Origin of the sequence: Diaphorobacter sp. HDW4A (genome assembly GCF_011305995.1) — a bacterium.
Taxonomy (GTDB): Bacteria; Pseudomonadota; Gammaproteobacteria; order Burkholderiales; family Burkholderiaceae_C; genus Diaphorobacter_A.
Genome location: NZ_CP049910.1, coordinates 1,629,800 through 1,647,666, shown reverse-complemented (window position 1 = coordinate 1,647,666; position 17,867 = coordinate 1,629,800). Strand labels below are relative to the sequence as shown.

At 64.0% G+C, this 17,867-nt stretch carries 13 protein-coding genes; 5 read left to right on the top strand and 8 right to left on the bottom strand.

From position 1 onward, the window contains the following. Window positions 1–75: 75 nt before the first annotated feature. From G7047_RS07355 to G7047_RS07345, 3 genes are all read right to left on the bottom strand, one after another. Complete coding sequence (locus G7047_RS07355) at window positions 76–1,446, bottom strand: TIGR03862 family flavoprotein (RefSeq protein ID WP_166302901.1); 1,371 nt, start codon at window positions 1,444–1,446, stop codon at window positions 76–78. Window positions 1,447–1,533: 87 nt separating this feature from the next. After that, complete coding sequence (locus G7047_RS07350) at window positions 1,534–5,016, bottom strand: exodeoxyribonuclease V subunit beta (protein ID WP_166302898.1); 3,483 nt, start codon at window positions 5,014–5,016, stop codon at window positions 1,534–1,536. Continuing rightward, a complete protein-coding gene (locus tag G7047_RS07345) occupies window positions 5,013–7,571 on the bottom strand; it encodes a PD-(D/E)XK nuclease family protein (protein ID WP_166302895.1) in 2,559 nt (852 codons plus the stop codon). The genes G7047_RS07350 and G7047_RS07345 overlap by 4 nt, the downstream gene beginning before the upstream one ends. Window positions 7,572–7,680: 109 nt before the next feature. Here G7047_RS07345 and trxA point away from each other — a divergent pair, with 109 nt between their 5' ends. Together trxA and rho are read left to right on the top strand one after the other, a co-directional pair. Then, window positions 7,681–8,016, top strand: a complete 336-nt coding sequence (gene trxA, locus G7047_RS07340) for a thioredoxin TrxA (RefSeq protein WP_166302892.1) — start codon at window positions 7,681–7,683, stop codon at window positions 8,014–8,016. A gap of 305 nt (window positions 8,017–8,321) precedes the next feature. Next, window positions 8,322–9,584: a transcription termination factor Rho gene (gene rho / locus G7047_RS07335; RefSeq protein ID WP_166302889.1), complete on the top strand. Its 1,263-nt coding sequence runs from the start codon at window positions 8,322–8,324 to the stop codon at window positions 9,582–9,584. A gap of 98 nt (window positions 9,585–9,682) precedes the next feature. Here rho and G7047_RS07330 read toward each other — a convergent pair whose 3' ends face one another. Both G7047_RS07330 and G7047_RS07325 read right to left on the bottom strand, forming a co-directional pair. Next, window positions 9,683–10,828 carry an AAA family ATPase gene (locus G7047_RS07330; RefSeq protein ID WP_166302886.1) on the bottom strand — a complete coding sequence of 382 codons (1,146 nt, stop codon included), beginning with the start codon at window positions 10,826–10,828 and terminating at the stop codon, window positions 9,683–9,685. Window positions 10,829–10,865: 37 nt separating this feature from the next. Next, window positions 10,866–11,711, bottom strand: coding sequence for an RNA ligase family protein (locus G7047_RS07325; RefSeq protein WP_166302883.1), 846 nt, complete (start codon window positions 11,709–11,711; stop codon window positions 10,866–10,868). 44 nt (window positions 11,712–11,755) lie between these two features. Here G7047_RS07325 and G7047_RS07320 point away from each other — a divergent pair, with 44 nt between their 5' ends. Further along, window positions 11,756–11,932 carry a hypothetical protein gene (locus G7047_RS07320; RefSeq protein WP_166302880.1) on the top strand — a complete coding sequence of 59 codons (177 nt, stop codon included), beginning with the start codon at window positions 11,756–11,758 and terminating at the stop codon, window positions 11,930–11,932. Window positions 11,933–12,067: 135 nt separating this feature from the next. Here the strand turns inward: G7047_RS07320 and G7047_RS07315 are convergent, their stop codons facing one another. Then, window positions 12,068–12,214, bottom strand: coding sequence for a hypothetical protein (locus tag G7047_RS07315; RefSeq protein WP_166302877.1), 147 nt, complete (start codon window positions 12,212–12,214; stop codon window positions 12,068–12,070). A 38-nt stretch (window positions 12,215–12,252) separates the two neighbouring features. Here G7047_RS07315 and coaA point away from each other — a divergent pair, with 38 nt between their 5' ends. Then, window positions 12,253–13,191 (top strand): type I pantothenate kinase, encoded by a 939-nt coding sequence (gene coaA / locus G7047_RS07310; protein ID WP_240939399.1) that lies wholly within the window; start codon window positions 12,253–12,255, stop codon window positions 13,189–13,191. A 111-nt stretch (window positions 13,192–13,302) separates the two neighbouring features. Next, window positions 13,303–14,511: an MFS transporter gene (locus G7047_RS07305; protein WP_166302874.1), complete on the top strand. Its 1,209-nt coding sequence runs from the start codon at window positions 13,303–13,305 to the stop codon at window positions 14,509–14,511. Here G7047_RS07305 and G7047_RS07300 read toward each other — a convergent pair. Together G7047_RS07300 and G7047_RS07295 are read right to left on the bottom strand one after the other, a co-directional pair. Next, window positions 14,504–15,913 (bottom strand): sigma-54 dependent transcriptional regulator, encoded by a 1,410-nt coding sequence (locus G7047_RS07300; RefSeq protein ID WP_166302871.1) that lies wholly within the window; start codon window positions 15,911–15,913, stop codon window positions 14,504–14,506. The two genes, G7047_RS07305 and G7047_RS07300, sit on opposite strands and share 8 nt — an antisense overlap. Then, entirely contained in the window at window positions 15,910–17,748 is a 1,839-nt protein-coding gene (locus G7047_RS07295; RefSeq protein WP_166302868.1) for a sensor histidine kinase, read from the bottom strand. The genes G7047_RS07300 and G7047_RS07295 overlap by 4 nt, the downstream gene beginning before the upstream one ends. Window positions 17,749–17,867 lie beyond the last annotated feature (119 nt).

The window sequence follows — 17,867 nt, the reverse complement described above, 5'->3', positions numbered from 1 at the left end:
GACGATCCCGCTTGGGGCGCACCAGATTCAAAGACAGCAAGCGAATCGAATCGAATCGATTCAATTCGGATTTTTTCAGGTTGCGCTTGCCTCGACGAACGCCAGCGCGCCCTGCCCCGCCAAACGTCCGGTGGCGCAACTGGCGGTGAGCAGGTACCCGCCCGTCGGCGCTTCCCAGTCAAGCATCTCGCCCGCGCAGAACACCCCAGGCAACGCGCGCAGCATGAACTGCCCGTTCATCGCGGAAAGCTTCACGCCACCGGCGGTGCTGATCGCCTCGTCGATGGGGCGCGCGCCGACCACAGTGATCGGCATGGCCTTGATAGCGCGGGCCAGCACGACCGGGTCGAGCATTTCTTCCTTGGACAGCTGCTCATAGAGCAGCGCGGCCTTGATGCCGTCGAGGTGCAGACGGCTCTTGAGATGGCTGCTCAGACTGCGCGAACCGCGTGGGTGGCGCAGCTCATCGAGCACGCGTTCAGGCGTGAACGCGGGCAGCAGATCAAGCTCGAACGTGGCCTTGCCTGTAGCTTCAATTTCGTCGCGCAGCAGCGCCGACACCGCGTAGATCAGGCTGCCCTCGACGCCCGTGGCCGTGGCGACGAATTCGCCGCGACGCTGGAACTGACGACCCCGGCTGTCAGTGAAAGACACAGCGATCGACTTGAACGGTTGACCGGCAAAGCGCTCGGTGAACAGCGGGCTCCAGCCGATGGCGGGTGAGTCCTCCGACTGGCCCAGCATGCCGCGCAGAAAGTCCCGTCGCGTCTCGCCCTTTTCGCCCGCAGGCGCATGTGTGCGGGCCACATCAAAACCGCAGTTGGAGGCGCGTAGCGGTGCGATCTCGACGCCATCCGCTTCCAACAACGGTGCCCATTTGCCGTCAGACCCGAGACGTGCCCAGCTCGCGCCGCCCAGCGCCAGCACCACGGCCTTCGCGCGCACCTGCACGGGCGATTGGGCGGTGGTGAATTGCAGCACGCGGGTGCCGGACGCATCGTTCGCGCCCCAGCCCTCGAAACGATGGCGCATGTGGAACACCACACCCTGCGCACGCAGGCGCTGCAGCCACGCGCGCAGCAGCGGCGCGGCCTTCATGTCCTTGGGGAAGACGCGGCCCGAGGTCCCGACGAAGGTCTCGATGCCGAGCCCGTGCGCCCAAGCCTGCAGCTCGTCGGCGCCGAACGGCTTGAGCCACGCCTCCATGCTTGCTTGCGCGTCTCCGTATCGCTGCACGAAATGATCAAACGATTCTGAATGCGTGAGATTGAGGCCACCCTTGCCCGCGAGCAGGAACTTGCGCCCAACAGTAGGCATGGCATCGAACACGTGCACCGACACGCCCGACTTGGTGGCCGCTTCTGCGGCCATCAGGCCAGCGGGGCCGCCGCCGATGATCGCAATGTCGCATTGCAGGAGGTCTTGGGTGCTTGGAGTATCTGACATGAAAAAAATCAACCGATCCGGAGCGTGCAGCTTAAGCCAGCGGTGAACAGAAAACTGTCGGCCAATGACCTGCGCGCTCGTGAAAATTCAAAACAGCGAGCCTTGCTCCGGCTCTTCCGGAGCGGCCAGAGTGGGTTGGGGAACGCTTGCAAGGCCCGTATTGTCCGCTCTGGCGGGGGGCTTTGCAGACTTGGCCGAAGCAGCCTCATTCAACAGCCCTGATTCCCGTACTTCGAGAAGCCGCCCATCGCCGCTCAGAAACGCCGCGTGCACAGCACCTTCGTGGCCCAATTGCTGCGTCGTGGCCCGCAAGTAGCGCTGCAACTGCTCGATGAGCTGGGGTTGTTTCTGAGGCGCGGCGGCGGTCTTGTAGTCAAGCACCCACCACTCTGCGCCCCGCTCGGCCGTGGCCTTGCGGCGCACCAGGCGGTCCAGGCGCAGGCTCTGGCCCTGGTACACCAGCGGCGCTTCGTTCATTGCGCGATCAATGACCGAGTGATCCCATGCCCAAGCGCCTTCGCCTTGCAGAATGCGCTGCGCGATACTGGCGGCGTTTTTGGCAGACTCCGCCGTGAGATCGAACTCACGTGCCAATCGCGACACGCGCGCGTCGCTCCAGCCCGAAGCGCACAACTGCGCAAGCGTAGGGCCGACCACTCCGGCCTGCTCAAGCAGTTGGTGCATGGCTTCGCCCTGACGCGACGCGGGCGTCGAGGGTGTGACCTGTGGCAAGGCATCAGTAGCCGCCGTGCCAGTCACTCCGTCCTGCGCATCAGGCTGCGCCGCCGTGTACTCGGGCAGCTCAAGAATACGTGCCACGGCAGATTGCGACGCATCGACCTGCGCCCCCGCCATCTCGGGCGCAGGCAGATCGACAACGCAGTCCTCAAGCCGCGCCCACCAAGTGGCGGATGCAGGCGCCCTGCCCGGCTGCGTCGCCGAGATCACGAAGCACTCCTTGGCCCGCGTCATCGCCACGTAGAGCGTGTTGAGCTCCTCGCGCTTGCGCTCGCGCAGCTCCGATTCGAGCAAGGCCTCAGCGCTCGGCGGCGGGCTCGATTCGCTCGCGAGAAACACGAAATGCTGCGGATATTCATGCTCACCGGGCCAATCGACCAGCGCGCCCATGGTTTCGGCCTTCTGACCAGCCGCGTCGGTGTCGAGCATCAGCACGCACTGCGCCTCGAGGCCTTTTGCGCCATGTACGGTGAGCAGCCGCACGGCGCTCAGATCCGCACGTCCCGGTGCCTGCATGCCGGGGCGCTTCATCGCACGCACAAAGGCATACGGCGTGAGATAACGACCGCCATCGAGTGCCAATGCCGACGCCAGCAGGGCACGCAGATTGGCCAGCACCGCGTCGCGCTGCGTCACAACCGACGCCGCCGCAAATCGAGCAAACACATCGGCATGGCGGTAGATAGCCTGCAGGGCATCGTGCGGCGGCTGGCTCTGCACCCAGCCGCGATACAAATTGAGCCGCGCTGCCGCATCCTGCAGTGGCGCGGAAAGCCGCTCGCCCCCGCGCGCCACTACGTCGAACCACGACGATTGCGCCCACTCGGGCTCGGTGCGCAGCAGCGCGATTTCGGTCAGCGCATCGTCATCCACACCGAACAGCGGCGACTTGAGCGCGCGCGCCAGCGACAGGTCGTGCGCCGTCGACACCAGCGCGTCCATCAGCGCGATCACGTCCTGCACTTCGGGCGCTTCGCTGAGTTCGGTCTTCTCAGGCTGAACGCAGGGAATGTGCAGCGCGCGCAGCGCTGCCTCCATCTCGGCAAGGCGCGCACGTTTGCGCGCCAGCACCATGATTTCTCTGGCGGGAATGCCGCTTCGGATCTGCGCCACCACCCATTGCGCGGCCTGCGCGCTCTCGCGCATGCGCAGCGTCTCCTCGGCCTCGTGGCGTGGCACGGTCAGGCTGTCGCGCCATTCCGCTGGTTCTGTCGCGTTGGCCGATGCGGCGGCGTCATCGCCCGTCTCATCCGCAATCTTGGGTAAGCGCCAGAGCATGCCCGGCACCGTCGATTCGGTTGTGTGATCGCGAAAGCCCGAGTATTCCTGCTGCGTCTGCGCGGCCTGCATTACGTGGTTGACGGCCGCGATCAGGCCCTTGGCGTTGCGGCGCGTGTGGTCGCAGGCGAGCACGTCACCCTCCAGCCCTTCGCGCACAAAGGTCTGCGCGGCAATGAACACCTGCGGCTCTGCGCGACGAAAGCGGTAGATGCTCTGCTTGGGATCGCCCACGATGAAAACGCTCGGCGCACCCGCGCCGCCGCCCGCGCCCGCATAGCCCGACAGCCATGCGTGCAGCGACTGCCACTGCAGCGGATTGGTGTCCTGAAACTCGTCCACCAGCAAATGCCGCACGCGTGCATCAAGCCGCTCCTGCACCCAGCCGCTCAGGATCGGATCGGATAGCAGCTTCATCGCCGTGCGCTCGACATCGTTCATGTCGATCCAACCGCGCTCGCGCTTCAACGCGCCGAACTGCGCGATCAGCACACGTGACAGACGCGCCACGCGCTGCTGATACAGCCAGGCCGTGTGCTGGCGCTGCGCTGCGCAAAGCTGCTGCAGTTCCACCTCGGCGTCCTGGGCCACATCGAACTTGCGCAGATGATTGGTCAGCCGGTCTTCCTTGGCGACGAAGAACGCCGCGCGCAGCAGCGCGAGCCGCTTGTCGGGATCGGGCTGAAGAAACGCATCGACCACCGCATCGGCGGCCTTCTGCGGCGTCTTGGCGCTTTCGCTGCCAAGCGAACCAGAGCGCGCATGCCAGCGCGCGCTCGCGGCCTCGGTCGCCAACGCATCGCTGGGCTTGTCCAACCCTTCAAACTCAGGAAACTGCTCAGTGAAATGCGGCACCGACGCATCGATCACACCCGCCTCGTCTGCCAACGTGAATTCGACGCGCTTGGACAGCGCCGCTTCAAGCGCCTTGTGGGTTTGCGACCGGCCATGCAGCGCAATCGACCGCTCGTAGTCAGCGCGCAAAGCCGCATCCTGCGCCACCGCCGCGAGAAACGGTCGCCACACCTCGCGCACGGCCTCGGCGTCGTTCTCAAGCAGTTCGTAATGCGCGGGCATGCCGAGGTCCTGCAGCACCTGCAGAGGCGCGGTGCCAAGCAGCGCCGCAAACCAGCTGTGGAAGGTGCGGATCTGCACCGGGCGACCGCTGTCCAGCGTCTTGCGATAGAGCGTCTGCAGCGCAACGGCCTGCTCCTTCACACGCAGCGCATCGACGCCGCGCGCGAGCAATTCCTTTTCGAGCTCATGCTCGGGCTTGTCGGCGAAATCCTCCAGCCATTCCTGCAGGCGCTGGCGCATTTCGCCAGCCGCCTTCTTCGTGAAAGTGATCGCCAGAATCTCGTGCGGCTCGGCTCCATCGAGCAAGGCGCGCAGCATGCGCGAGACCAGCATCCAGGTCTTACCCGCGCCTGCGCAGGCCTCCACGGCCACGCTGCGCTGCGGATCGCAGGCAATCGCGTAGAACGCTTGGCGCGAGACCGGCTGGCCGTTGTGCTCGTAGGCGGCTGTTGTCGTCGCTGTTGTGTTGGTCGTCATGCCCAGAAATCCTTGCGACACAGACCGCGCGCCGCGCAATATCCGCAGACCGCGCCTTCGCCGAGTGCAGGCATCTGCGCGCCATCGTCGATGCGCGCCATGTCGCTCAGAATGCCCGCCACCAGCTCATCGCGCAGATGCACCACGTCCTCCTGCTCGAACGTGCGCGTCTCGCCGCGTTCGCCCACGTTCACATAGGCCGCGCGCAGCACATCGTCCTGCAGCAGCGCGGCGTAGAACGCGAGCTGTATATCTTCCGATCCGGCCACGATGCGCTTGCGCGTGACCTGCTCGTTCTCGGTCTTGTAGTCGATCACCAGACGCACCGGCTCGCCACTGCCGCCGGGCCGCGTCACGTCAATGCGGTCAAGCTTGCCGACCAGCGTGAGATGCCCGAGCGGCTGCGTCGCGTCATGCTCGGCCACCTTGAAGCTCGCGCCCTCCTGCTCGTGCCTGGTCAACCAGCGCAGATAACCGTCGCGCAGCGCGGGCCACCCCGCAGAGAACGGCAGAAAGTCGCCCTCGTCCAGATGCAGCTCGCGCGTGGCGCGGGCTGCGCTCTCGTCCATCAGCGCGCAGCGCTCATCAGCGTCGTCGGTGGGCCGCTCGACCAACGCCACATGAAAGTGCTGCAGAGTCGCATGCAGCCAAGTGCCGAAGTCGCGCTTGTCGACCTCGGCATCGAGCTCATCGGCCTCCTGCAGGCGCAGCTGACGCAAAGCATAGAAGCGATACGGACAATGCCGCAGATCGGAGTATGCGGAGGACGACAGCTTGAGCACCGGCAGCACTGCAGCCGATGGCGCGGGCATTTCCAGCAGTTGCACCGGCACTTCGCGCGCCACGCGTGCGTCGCTACCTGCGCGCCCGCCCGCATCCAGTTCCAACGCCAGCACCAGCGGACTCGCAAGCAGCGGTTCACCGCCTTCGTCGCTGGTGCGCCAGAGAATATCGACATGCGGCACACGCATCGCCTGCGCCCAAGCCGCGCGCTGAGCCGCCTCGGACTGTTCGCGCGTGGGCAGGCCCAGATCCTCACGTTGCGTGCGGGTCCATGAGCCCGGTGGCTCGGGTGCCGTCAACATGCGTTTCTCGTCGCAGCCGGGCAGCACCAGCGCGTTGAACGGACGCGCAAGCAACTGCGGCATCGGCAGCACGATGACGGGTGAATCACGTTCGGAATCCGGTCGGAAACGCCCGGCCTCCATCACATCGTTGGCCCAGTTGTTGAACTGCGAAAGCCCCATGCGCCGCTCCGATCCACTGAGCAGTTCAAGGTCGGCCTCCAGCCCTTCGGGCAGACGCAGCTCGGCAAGCACCTTCGCGCCTGCGGGGTCGGTAGTCAGCTCGTCCCAGCTACCCGTCTGCTGCAATTGGCTGCGCAGCGACAGCAGCCATTGGGTCAGCGTCTTCGCGCCCTTGAGCTCACCGCGCCAGGCATCGATTTGCTCGCACAACGCCGAGACCTCCGGCTTGTTCCTCGGTTCGTATTTGCGCGCATGGCTCCATTGCCGCACACCCAAGCCACGCAGCCAACGCTCCAGTTGCGGCAGCGCGGGCACGGTTTCGGGCGGCAGATGCTTGAGCCAGTCGAGCACATCGTCGCTCGCGGCATGCCACGCGGCGGCGCGCAACGTCACCATGATCTGCGCAGCCTTGCGGGTGGTCGACAGCGTCCAGCCGTTCTCGTCCTTGACGGGCACGCACGCCTCGACCAGCAACGCGACGATGCGCCGCGTGAGCGCGCGGTCCGTCGCGGCGAGTGCGACCGGCACATGCCCGTCGGCCAGATGCTGCATCACGCAGGCGGCGGCCAGTTGCGCCTCGTCTTCGGCGTCCAATGCTTCGTGCAAGGCCACCCGTTGTGCGGGTTCGGACAGTGCACCGGAAAACGCTTCGGGCAGCGACACGGCAAACCCCGCATCGCTCCAATGCACGAGCAAGGTCTTGGCCAACGGATCGGGATGAAAGCCCTCAAGCGCGACCAGCATGTGTACGGAATTGCGCACGCCCTCGCCAAACAACACATCGGTAGCGGGAGCCGTGGCAAGCACCCATTCGAGCGCCACCTTGGCGGCGGCCGCTTCGAGCTGCAACGCCTCTGCAGACAGGGGAAGACCCAGATGCGTGCGTGCCGTCTCGGCCCAGGCCTCGCGCTCGCCGGGCGCGACTGACGCTGCGAGCGCGGACAACTGCTGCGCCATCTCAAGCATCAGGCCGAGCATCGCGTCAGTCTGCGCGCCAAAGCCCGCCGCCTCCAGCAGGCTGCGTCCGGTCAGCGCGTCGCAGGCCACATCGAGCTGAAAGCCGCTGCCCGAAGGTGGCTCCGCGCCCAGCATGGTCGCCCAGTTGCGGGTAGTCTCGAAACGCGGCATGAAGCCGTCGGGAAACAGCGCGGCCCATTGCTTTTGCGCCTGCGCCATCAGTTGCGCATACGGAACAAGCACTACGACGCTCGCCGGATGCACGCCGCGCTTTCCTGCTTCCTCCGCCACACGCGTCAACACGCGCTTCCAGCCGTCGGCCACCAGATTGTTTGTCGCTATTACTGTCATAGCATCCTATTGCGCGGCCATACCGTGATGCGGGGAATCAGTTTCTGTCACAATGACTTCTAATGTAAACGCTACAGCCATATCAAATAGCTCTATCGAAGGAAAGCCAATGGCAAACGATCTCATCAAACATATTTCGGACAGCAGCTTCGAAGCCGACGTGCTCAAGGACGCCGGCGCGGTTCTGGTGGACTACTGGGCCGAGTGGTGCGGTCCCTGCAAGATGATCGCCCCGATCCTCGATGACGTGGCCACTGCCTATGAAGGCAAGCTCACCATCGCCAAGATGAACGTGGACGAAAACCGTGAAATCCCCGCCAAGTTCGGCATTCGCGGCATCCCTACGCTGATGCTGTTCAAGAACGGCGAGCTGGCCGCCACCAAGGTGGGCGCGCTGAACAAATCGCAGCTCACGGCCTTCATTGACCAGCAGCTCGCGGCCTGATCCCACGCGCTGAAACTGCTCGCGCCGGGTCTTCGCCCATGTCAACGAAGACCGCGCGCAGCAGCTTCAAACGCCCCCTCTTCGCGCACTTTCCGCCTCGCGCGACAGCGAAATGATGCAAGGCTTGGTAAACAGCTCTGCTATATCGCTCGATTTTCTGTAATAATCCAGTTCGATCTCTTCGCCGCACTTCACCCAAAAGTCACGGCCCTGTTCAAGATCATCGGCTTGCCAAGCGCCACATCCGGCCCGCACGGCTTACAGCTCTCCCAGATTTCAAAATCCGCTCCGCAAGGAGACACCCCATGCACTTAAACGAACTCAAGGCACTGCACGTGTCTGAAGTCCTCAAGCAGGCTGAAGAGCTTGAGATCGAAAACGTCGGCCGCATGCGCAAGCAAGAGCTGATGTTCGCCATCATCAAGAAGCGCGCCAAGGCTGGCGAACAGGTCTTCGCCGATGGCGTGCTCGAAATCCTGCCCGACGGCTTCGGTTTCCTGCGCAGCCCCGATACCAGCTTCACCGCAAGCACGGACGACATCTACATCTCCCCGAGCCAGGTGCGCCGCTTCAACCTGCACACCGGCGACATGATCGAAGGCGAAGTGCGCACGCCCAAGGACGGCGAGCGCTACTTTGCACTGACCAAGCTCGACAGCGTCAACGGCGGCCCGCCGGAGCAGAACAAGCACAAGGTGATGTTCGAGAATCTGACGCCCCTGTTCCCCAAGGAACAGATGCGCCTCGAACGCGACATCAAGTCCGAAGAGAACATCACCGGCCGCATCATCGACATCATCTCCCCCATCGGCCGCGGTCAACGCGCGCTGATTGTTGCCCCTCCCAAGAGCGGCAAGACGGTGATGATGCAGCACATCGCGCATGCCATCACCGCCAACAATCCTGATGTTCACCTGATGGTGCTGCTCGTTGACGAGCGCCCTGAAGAAGTGACCGAAATGCAGCGCACGGTGAAGGGCGAAATCATCGCTTCCACCTTCGACGAGCCTGCAGCGCGCCACGTGCATGTCGCCGAAATGGTGATCGAACGCGCCAAGCGTCTGGTCGAGCTGAAGAAGGACGTCGTGATCCTGCTGGACTCGATCACCCGCCTCGCCCGCGCCTACAACAACGTCGTGCCGTCCTCCGGCAAGGTACTGTCCGGCGGTGTGGACGCCGCCGCCCTGCAGCGCCCCAAGCGCTTCTTCGGCGCAGCCCGCAAGGTCGAAGAAGGTGGCTCGCTCACCATCATCGCCACCGCGCTGGTTGACACCGGCAGCCGCATGGACGAAGTGATCTTTGAAGAATTCAAGGGCACCGGCAACTGCGAAATCCACCTGAACCGCCGCCTGTACGAAAAGCGCGTGTTCCCCGCGATCGAGCTCAACAAGAGCGGCACCCGCCGCGAAGAGCTGCTGCTCGCACCCGAGATTCTGCAGAAGACCCGCATCCTGCGCCAGTTCATGTACAACATGGACGAGATCGAATCCATGGAACTGATGATCAAGACCATGAAGGCCACCAAGACCAACGTCGAGTTCTTCGACATGATGCGTCGCGGCGGCTGATCTCCGTATCACTCCAAAATACAAACGCCCCGCATGCTGCAAAGCGTGCGGGGCGTTTGATTTTGCGGGCCAGCTATTTTAGGCCGACCGCCCATCGGTCAATTGTGGTTGACCAGCAACTCCAGCGCATGCGCCTCGGTCGGCAGCGGCACCTCCCATTTGTGCAGCATCCCGAGCAGCGCGGCATTGGTCAGCGTGGTGTCGCGCTTGCTGTTGCGCGCAAGCAGTTCAGCCTTGCTGGCCTCCAGATGCACCAGCCGAACCGTTGCGCCGTAGTCCAGGCACAGGTCCAGCGACTTGCCGCGCATCTGGCGCGAGAGATGCGTCGCGTTCCAGACAAAGCGGCGCTTGTCGCGCAGCAACCCCTTGGCCTTGTCGATGGCGCGATGTGCCACGGCGCCATCGTTCTGCCCGTGGCGCAAACCGAGTTCAGCACGAGCGTCATCGAACGACACCACGGGCCAGTCCGCGCAATGACTCGCCACCCAGGTGTTCTTGCCACTCGCGGGCAAGCCGCACATCAGCACCACATCAGAGCCCCACTCTTCATGCAGCGCATAGTCGGGATGCAGTTGCGCGCCATGGAAATAGCGTACCGCCGTCTCCGCCGATGCGAACGCGCGCGGCGTGCGCAGACAGCCCTCTTCCTCAGCCATCTCGCGCACCAGATCGATGTTGACCAGCACACCCTCTACGTCCGGGCAGATGCGGCCAACGATGTCTGCGCGCGCCAGCATGCACAGCAGATGCACATCGACCTGCCACGACAGCTCGCGCACGATGAACTCGGGCGAGTGACCGCAACGCGATTCTGCGAACGCGAAGAATGGCACCTGATGCACCGCGATCAGCCGACAGATGTCCTCGCGCTGCAGCACCGGCGCACCTGCTTCCCACAGCGCGATGCGCGCATCCACCGCGCCCCTGCGCGAATGGCCGGGCTGCGCGATGCGGCCATCGTCGCCCACCACCGTGGTGGAGCACTTGGCCACGTCGTGCAGCAGCGCCGCGAAGAATACCGTCTCACGCTCCTGCGCCGTGATCTGCATGTAGTGCGCATCTTCCAACAAGGCACGCACCACCATCTGCGTGTGTGTCCACACATCGCCTTCGGCGTGGTAGACCGGGTCCTGTGGCGTGGTCTTCGCCAATTTCAGTGAAGGGAAGGCGTCGAGACAGGCGGTAAAGTCCACCTCGGCGCCAGGCGGCGGCACGAGTGCTTGCAAGTTTTTCCAGTTCCACATGGGAATCTCCTCAGGCATCGAACTGCGCTTCGCGCGCTCAACGCCATTGTTTGTCGATCGTGCCCGCAAAAATGTCGACGCCATCCCGCAGCCCGTTGGGCACGATGGGCCGTTCGCTGTGGTGCGAGCCGGAGTTCAGAATCACCTGAACGAAATCGGAGCGAACGAACTTGAAGCGCTCCAAAGTCTGGCCGTTCTCCTCGACCTTGATGTACAGGCCTTCCGCGCAATCCGATGGGTCGGTCTGCCGCCAGCACAGCTCAAGATCGAGCTTCTGACGCAGCACCGCCTGCTCGAACTGCGTGCGCCACTGCAGGCTGCGGCCCAGCGATGGCGCAATCAGCGCAAGCAGATCCTTGATGCGCTTGGGCGCAACACCGCTGTAGAGCACCGGCACCGAAACCACCGGCAGATCGGCCAGCAGCGCATGGCGCCTTGGCGTGTCGAGAAAACACGCGCGGCTGCGGTCCCACAGATCGAACTCGGCAAACCAGTGCGGCAGTGCGTCGTAGAACACCGAATGCTTGGCGTACAGCCATTCGCCGTACATCACATAGCGGTCTTCGAGCCGCGAAAGCAGCGCCGATTCATGCGCCCTCGCCCATTGCTTGAAGGCGTTGAACTGGCGCTCGCGGCCGCCCATCTGGTCGACCGCCAGATAGTGGCCGCGCGACTGCAACAGCAGCCCACCGCCAGCCGAGAAGCTCAGCGCCGAATTGGCACCGTCGAGCTTTTCCTCGACCACGATGTGGCGACCCGCCAGGTGTTCATAGGGCACGCAATCATTGTGATCACCGGCCTGCAGGCGCGAGCCCTGCAGGTGCGGCGTGCGCGGATATTTGAGAATGTCCAGATTGGACAGATGAGGAGTTTGCGAAGTCATATTGTGCTTTCTGTGGAGTGCAAAGAAAAGCCAACGACAACGACATGCGCCGCAATGAAGCGAGGGGATGCAACGCCAATACCTGCAAAGAAGCGCAGGAAAAGGGTTGGGAAGCGTGGAAATTCAGCGCGCCACCCGACAGGAGATTCGGGCAACAAGGCATCCACACACCGCAGCGCACACGCGAAAAATCCCTGATGCAAAACCGGGATAGCGTGTGACGAAGTCGTTCAGCAGGAACGTGTGCGGCGGGACATTGGGAGCCTCTTGGAGCGAAATGTGATTGAAATCAAAGGAAGGCCGCGAGTGTAATGCGCCTCGAGACAGGGCCGCAAGCGCGGCGTAGCACAAAAGCATCAGCCCGGCACAAACAGCAGGAAATCAAGCTTGTGACACATTTGCGTCATCCGGCCGCCCTGCAGTGCAACAATACGGCCGGTCGCATCGTGCAGCGACCCAAAGAGACAAACCTCCCAGAGGTGCCCAATTGAACCCTTCGTCATCGCTCCTCTCCTCGCCCAGGATCCAGCCCAGTGCCGTTGTGACGCCTCCGCGTCTCGAGCCGCCGTATGTGATCTTCAACCGCAACCAATGGGCGGCGCTGCGCAGTCCCGATGACCATGTGCCCTCGCGCGCCAGCATCGAGATGTTGGGCGGCGTGAACGATCCGGCACTGCAGATCGAGGTGGAGGAAATTTTTCTTCCGCTCACCCGTTTCATCAACTCCCACATCCGCGCGGCGCATGAGCTGAGCCGCATCGTCTACAGCGGCTTCGACGGCGCGGGTTCATTCCGCGCAACGCCCTATGTGATCGGGGTGGCGGGCAGCGTGGCCGTGGGCAAGAGCACCTTTGCGCGCGTGCTGCGCGCGGTGCTCGCCCAGGCCGTGCCCGGCCGCCGCGTGGAGCTGGTGACGACCGACGGTTTTCTCTACCCCACGCGCGAGTTGCAGGAGCGCGCGCTCATGGGCCGCAAAGGCTTTCCAGACAGCTATGACCTGCCCGCGATGCTCGAGTTTCTCTCGGCCGTGAAGTCTGGCCAGTCGGGGCTCAAGGTGCCGGTCTACTCGCATGAGGCCTATGACATCGTGCCCGACGAATTCGAGCGCGTGGACCGCCCGGACATCCTGATCTTCGAAGGTCTGAACGTGCTGCAGACCAAGAACATCGCGGCGGCGGTGGCGTCCGACTTCTTCGATTTCTCGATCTATCTGGATGCCGAGTCCGCGTTGATCGAAAAGTGGTACATCCAGCGCTTCGTGAAGCTGCAGCGCACGATCTTCCAGCGCGAAAGCTCGTACTTTCACCACTACAAGGACCTGAGCGAAGGCGAGGCCATCCAGGTCGCACGTGGCATCTGGCAGCAGATCAACCTGCCCAATCTGCTCGACAACATAGCGCCGACGCGCGGCCGCGCACGCATCGTGCTGCGCAAGGGCGAGCAGCACCAGATTGAGGAAATCTCGGTTCGTCAGACCTGAATTCGGTCTTCCACGATTGCATCAACACGGCGTTGCCGAATCGATATAAGCTATCGCTGATAAATGCCCTGCCCGTCTGGTGGCGAGCACATACGACAACAGCGAGACAACATGACCGCCTCCACTTCCGGCAATCCCGATCAGGGCCGCAACCTCGGCCTGCTGATCGCCGCACAAGCACTCGGCGGGGCCTCACCGCCCATCATCATTTCGCTCGGTGGACTGGTCGGACAGCAATTGTCGAGCAATCCGTCCGCCGCGACGCTGCCTGTGAGCCTCTATCAACTCGCGCTCGCACTGTGCACCCTGCCCGCCGCGTGGCTCATGCACCACATGGGGCGACGCTTCACCTACATGATCGGTGCGCTGATGGGCGCGGTGTCCGGCGCGGTCGCGGCCCATGGCATCGCGCAATCGGACTTCGTGCTGTTCTGCATCGGCACCGCATGCTCCGGCTTCTATGCGGCCTGCGTGCAGAGCTACCGTTTTGCGGCGGCCGATACGGTGATGGGCGACTCATCGGCGCAGGCACACGCCATTTCGCGCATCATGATCGGCGGGCTGCTCGCGGGCATCATCGGCCCGCAGATCGTGATCTGGACGCGCGATGCCCTGCCCGGAACACCCTTCGCTGGCAGCTTCTACGGGCAAGCCGCGCTTGCGCTGCTTGCCCTGCCGCTTCTCGCCTGTCTACGTCTTCCCAAGGCACAATCGAAAGCGGTTGCAGGCGAGGCACGGCCGCTCAGGGAGATCGTGAAAACGCCCAAGTTCATCGTCGCCGCAGCTGCTGGCGTGGTCAGCTACGGGCTGATGGCGTTCCTGATGACCGCCGCGCCGATGGCCATGGTCGGCTGCGGCCACAGCATCGGCGAGGCGGCGCTCGGCATCCAGTGGCATGTGCTGTCGATGTTCGCGCCGAGCTTTTTCACTGGCAAGCTCATCAACCGCTTCGGTAACCGCACCATCACCTCGCTCGGCCTCGTGATGATCGGCGCGGCGGGCGTGATGGCCCTGCTCGGACTCGACCTGTTCCACTTCTGGGGCGCGCTGGTGCTGCTCGGCGTGGGCTGGAACTTCGGCTTCATTGGTGCGACCTCGCTGGTCACCGAGTGCTACCGTCCAGCCGAACGCGCCAAGGTCCAGGCTCTCAACGATTTTCTGGTGTTCGGCACCGTCGCGACCGCCTCCTTCGGCTCGGGCCAGTTACTCCACACCGTGGGCTGGAATGGCATCAACATGGGCATGCTGCCGCTCGTAGCCATCGTACTGGTGCTGCTGGGGTTGCAGAGCCGCAAGCTCACGCCCGCTACCTCTACTTGAGCCCCAGTCGCGCCAGCTTCTTGATCAGCCCCACGCGCGAGATACCGAGCACGCGGGCGGCTTCGGACTGGTTGCCACCGGACTGCGCCATCGCCTCGCGGATCATGCGGGTTTCGAGCTCTTGAATCGCGGCGTCCATGCTGCCCTGCGTGGTCGATTTTTCAACGGCGGATGAGGTTTCCGGCAACTCAGTGCTTTCGCCGCTCGCAAAGCGCAGCAGATCAGCATCGACCGCATTGCTCTCGGGCAGGATCAGCGCGCCAGCGGATTCGACCACGGCCTTGAGTTGCCGCACATTGCCGGGCCATTCGCGCGTCTGCAGCCATTGCAATGCATCGGCGCTGAAGCGGGCGTTGGGCGTCACGCCGTGCAGAAAGCGCGCGGCCAGCAGGGGCACGTCCGCGCTGCGGTCGGCCAGTGCGGGTGTGCGCAGCACCATGCCTTTCAGGCGGTAATACAGATCCTCGCGAAAGCTGCCATCACGAACCATCGCTTCCAGATCGCGGTGCGTCGCGGCGACCACGCGCACGTCGGCCTTCTTCTCTTGCCTGCCGCCTACCGGCATGAAGGTGCCCTCCTGCAGAAAGCGCAGCAGCTTGACCTGCATGAGCGCGGGCATCTCGCCCACCTCGTCGAGAAACAGCGTGCCGCCATGCGCGGTTTCCACCAGGCCCAGTTGATCGCGATGCGCACCGGTGAAGCTGCCCTTGAGATGACCGAACAGCTCGCTCTCCAGCAGCTCGGCCGACAGCGCGCCGCAGTGAATGATGGCGAACGGCCCGTCGCGCCGGGGGCTGCACTGGTGCAGCGCGCGCGCCACCAGTTCCTTACCGGTGCCCGTGGGGCCGAGCACGATGAGATTCACCGAGGTGCTACCCACGCGCCGCACCATCGCACGCAGTTGCAGCATGACCGAGGCCTGACCGATAAGGCCCATTTCGTCGGGCTGCTGATCGGCTTTGGCGTTGCGCAGCTCGCGCACCTGTGCATCGAGCCGTGCCTTGTGCATGGCGCGCATGACGACCATGCGCAGCATCTCGGGGTCGATGGGCTTGACGAGAAAATCCCAGACGCCGAGTTCCACCGCGCGTAGCGCCACATCGCGATCACCATGTCCGCTGAGCACCACCACCACGGCGGACGCAAAGCGCGGAATGAGCGACAACCCTGCCTCCGGATCCATGCTCGGCGGCATCGCAAGATCGAGCAGTACGACCTGCGGCGTGTCGTTCTCGAAGGCCTGCAGCGCCTCCTCCACATCGCCCGCGACCGACACGCGATAGCCGAGCTGGCGCAGAAACGATGCGCCGAGTCGCTGATAGGCGGGCTCGTCATCGACCAGAAGAATGTGCCCTGAAGCTACAGTCGAAGTCGTCGTTGATGCTGCGGTGGTCGAACTCATGATGCAATGTTCTCGGTCGTGGAAAAGGTCAGCGTGAAGCAGGTGCGCCACGGTGCGCGCTCGGTCAGCTCGGCCGTGCCGCCATGCGCGGCCATGATGCGCGCGACGATGGCGAGACCCAGCCCCGTACCACCGGGGCTGCGCGAGGCGAACGGTTGGAACAGCCGCTCGCGCAGGTCGTCGGGAATGCCGGGGCCGTTATCACAGACATGCACAAGCACCGAGCCATCGCGGCGCTCGGCGTCGATCTGCACGCGCTTGGATGCGGCCGATTGGCGCGCATTGGTCAGCAGATTAACGACCGCCTGATCGAAGCGCACAGGGTCAAGCCGCACGTTGAATGCGTCACCCAGACCAGCGCCCAGCTCCACCTCCGGCATGCGGCGGATCAGCGTGGAAATGCGCGCGGCGATGTCGGTGTCCGCCGTGTGGATCTGCCACGGCTTCGCGTAGTCGAGCAGGTCTTCGGTGAGGCGCGAGATGCGCGCGATCTGCTCGCCAACCTCCTGCCGCGTTTCCTGCGGCGCCATCGCGACCGCCATGGCGATGATGTTGAGAGGATTGCGCAGATCATGTGCGACCGTGGTGGCGAGCGAGCCGAGTTCGGCCAGTCGCGCATTCAGCTGGCTTTCGCGCTCGCGTTGCCGCGCGAGTTCGGAACGCTCGACGTTCGCCGCCGCATCGGCCAGCAGCGTCCCGAAGAGCTCGGCCAGATGCAGCTGACCAGGAGGTGCTTCCTCGAATCCGAGCAGCTGCGTCTGCCACTCGCCCGCATGGCGGGAGCAGACCAGCGTGGGCTCCGCGCCCTGCTCCGCCGTGTTGGCATCACTCATTGCCTCTGCGTTCACATCGCGCGCAATCCGCACCTGAATGTCCATGCCCATGCGCTGCGACAGCGTGGCGGCGGCCTTGCTTTGGAGCTGCTCCATGGAATCGGCCTGACTGAGCTGAACCCGCCACTGTCGCCAATCTTCAGCCGACAGCGTGCCGCCCGGATACACCAGCCGCGACGCGAAGCTCCACACGGGTCCACGCAGCGCGAGCGTGGTGGCGGCCACCGCAATGGCGACCACCCAGCGCGACTCGAACGGCAGCAGCACAGTGAGCGGCACCACCAGCACGCCAAGCACGATCAGAATGGCCGAGGCGAGCGCGCGCCGCGCCCAGATGTTGGCCACGAACACACGGTAGCGCAGGATGCCGTAGACCAGAATCACCGGGTACGCAGGCGCGGCCAGCACCTGCCAGGGATAGACGGGAATCTTGAGCGCCGCGAACGCATAGCCCGACATGGCCATCAGCCCCCAGCCACAGGAAATCGCCACTGCCGCGATCTGCCTGCGCCGCTGGGCCGAGGCCGCATGGAAGAACGCCATCAGCAACGCGAGAATGCCGAGGGCCGCAAAGCATGCCCAGACCAAGCTCGTCATCCAACCCACATGATTGGGCACCACCACCCATTCCACACCAGTGAACGGCTCGAAATGCTCGAACGTGCCGGGCGAGCGCAGCAGCGCATGTAGGGCCGTGAGCGCCGCCCCCACGTAGGCCGCGTAGATCCAGCGGCGATCAATGGGCGAGCGACAGAATATCAGGCAGAAATGCAGAAACGCGGCCGAGGTGAGCGGCAGCGTGGACAGCAGCGCCATCGCGAGCGGCGCGGTTGCGATGCCAAACCAGTTGGGAAGCTCATTGCCGACGATCCAGGTCGCCACCCCCGCGAGAAACACCACCAGCAGCCGCGCCCCACGCACCTGGTGGGCCCAGACCAGCAACACCACGCTGAGAGCGATGGTTTCGAGCAGGGTAAGAAATAACGCGACGTGAATAGCCATGTGCAGCACTGTAAACGGCGTTTACGCCAGCAGCAATCGCGCTGTATACGAAGTTGACAACGGAAACCACAAATCCAATCAAATCAAACACTTGCGAATTGGCATGGTTGCTGCACTAC